Origin of the sequence: uncultured Brachyspira sp., assembly GCF_949287625.1 — a bacterium.
Taxonomy (GTDB): domain Bacteria; phylum Spirochaetota; class Brachyspiria; order Brachyspirales; family Brachyspiraceae; genus Brachyspira.
Map to the genome: position 1 here is coordinate 1 of NZ_CASEGO010000186.1, position 2,570 is coordinate 2,570.

The window sequence follows — 2,570 nt, forward strand, 5'->3', positions numbered from 1 at the left end:
TGATAGTTTATACAATATGTAAAACATTGTGTTTATAATTGATAAATTATTAAAATTTTTATATATAATCTTGTCAAGTACTTTTGAAACAAGTTTAATATTATTTTAAATTTATTTATAATAATATCACTATATGTATGTACAAAATTGCATCAGGTCTATTATATAAATATATAAAATTGATAATTTATTTATATTCCTCTTTAAGTTATTATTATTTTTTATGTATTCAGCACATAATAATAACTTAGAAAACTATTCTAAATAAGCATTGAAAAATCTGTAAAGCCCTTGTGAATCATATTCTACGCCTTTTAATTTTGGAGATACCAGTAATGCTTCAGAGTAAAAATATATTGGTATTACAGCATTATCTTTTATAAAAATATCCTCTGCCAAATGAAGGGCATGCATTCTTATATCATTATTCTTATTTGTATAAGCTATATCAATGTATTCATCAAATGCATTATTTGAGTAAGAGCCGTAATTATTAGGGGCATCGCTTTTAAAAATATTTAAAAAATTAATAGGATCATTATAATCAGCATACCATAAATAAACAGCCATGTCAAAATCTCTATTATACATATTTTGAAGATAGGAAGCCCATTCATATTTTACTATTCTCACATCAATATTAAGTGCATCTTTAATCATGTTCTGTACGGCATCTGCTATATTTATATCAAACTCTCTAGTTGCTATAAGCAAATCAAGCACTGGAAAGTTTTTACCGTTTTCATACCCTGCTTCTGCTAATAATTTTCTTGCCTCTTCAGTATTTTTTTTATAATCATCGATATTGATATTATACCCGCCGTTTTCTCTGAAGTCCCCATTAACATCATTAATACCATAAGGAACTAAACTTCCAGCAGGACGCTCACCGCATTTTGTTATTGATTTTACTATATAATCTCTGTCTATAGCCAAAGATAATGCACGTCTTATTCTGTTGTCTTTTAAAACTTCTTTATTATTTAAATTAAATCTATAGTAGTATGAAGCCGCCACTGGTACTATATGAACTATTTCCTTTTTCTTTAGAGTTTCTATATCATTTCTTGGAAAAGGTTTTGCAAAATGAATAGATCCTTCAATCACACCAGCAAGAGAAGTATTAGGCTCTTCCATTAAAAGAAAAGTTAATTTATTGGGTTTTATATTTTCATTATTCCAGTAATTAGTATTTCTCTCTAGTATTATGCTTTTATCAAAGTTTCTCTCTGTCATCTTAAAAGCACCGTTACCAATATAGCTTTCAGGTTTTAATGTCCATTCATCGCCGTATTTATTTATTATATCCTCACGTACTGGATAAAAAGGAGGATAAGCAGTAAGCTCTAAAAAATATGCAGTAGGACTATTTAACTCCGCTTCAAAAGTATAATCATCTACCACCCTAACACCAAGCTCTTCTATAGATTTTTTTCCAGATATAACTTCCTTAGCATTTTTTATCACTTCAAAATAATAGCTGTATTTATTGGCAGTTTTAGGATCAACGGCACGCCTCCAAGTATAAACAAAATCTTTTGCAGTAACACTTTTACCGTCGCTCCATTTAGCATTGCTTCTTATATGAAAAGTATAAATATTTCCTTCGCTGTTAATATCCCAGCTTTCTGCTGCTCCGCCTATTATTTTATTATTTTCATCTTTTTTTGTAAGCCCTTCAAAGGCATGAAGAATATATATCATTGTAAGATTATCAGTGTTTAATGTAGGGTCAATAGTTAATGGCTCGGGGGCTAGATTTATCACTATATCATTATTTGTATTAATTTCTTTTTTTGAAACTTTTGAACATGATATTATTGAAAGTATTAGTAAATTTAAAGTAATTATTTTTTTTAGCATATATTTTCCTTTTTTGGAGTTATAATTTTTTATAGTAAGTATACTTATCATTTTTATTGATATACTTAAAGTTAGTTTTTTAAATTTATTGTTTGTTGTGGTTTTGTCCCACCGCTCTGCATGCCATAGGCAGGTGTTGTACATACAAAGTACGCTTGCGGCGAGAACCAAAAAGACTATATTTTATCTTAAATGCAATAGTATTATTTTACATTTAAAACATAATTAGTATGGTTTAATACTAATTTTATGCTTGCACTTTTTGGTTCTTTGACGCTGTCCGCCTGTGGCGTGCGGCGGGAAAAAGAACAACAAAAAAATTTACAAACTTAAAAATTTTTAGTATATACCTAAACAAATATGATTTGTCAAAAATTAGTTTTTATATTTTTATTATTTTCGGGGACTAGCCCCATACCACCACTTCTTTTGCCGAATAGGCACCTACTCGGTGGTGACCCAAAGAAGCAGGCACAGCCCGCAGTCGCGAAAGGCTATATTTCTGACTAAATTTTACAATTTATTCTACATGTAAGACATAATTAGTACTATTTAGATTATTTTTATATTTGCACTTTTTGCAACTTTGACGAAGTCCACCCGTGGTGTGCGGCGGGAAAAAGTTGAATAAAAAAATTGACAAACTCAAAAATTTTTAGTATATACCTAAACAAATACAGTTTGTCAAAAAATAAATTTTTTAAATT

The 2,570-nt window shown here is 29.1% G+C and carries 1 protein-coding gene; it reads right to left on the bottom strand.

What is annotated here, in order from left to right:
• Positions 1-255: 255 nt before the first annotated feature.
• Complete coding sequence (locus tag Q1X91_RS15420) at positions 256-1,863, bottom strand: peptide ABC transporter substrate-binding protein (protein ID WP_300759471.1); 1,608 nt, start codon at positions 1,861-1,863, stop codon at positions 256-258.
• Positions 1,864-2,570 lie beyond the last annotated feature (707 nt).

Coding starts and splice junctions, on each gene's coding strand:
- Q1X91_RS15420 (WP_300759471.1), bottom strand. CDS start 1,863: ATGCTAAAAAAAATAATTACTTTAAATTTACTAATACTTTCAATAATA.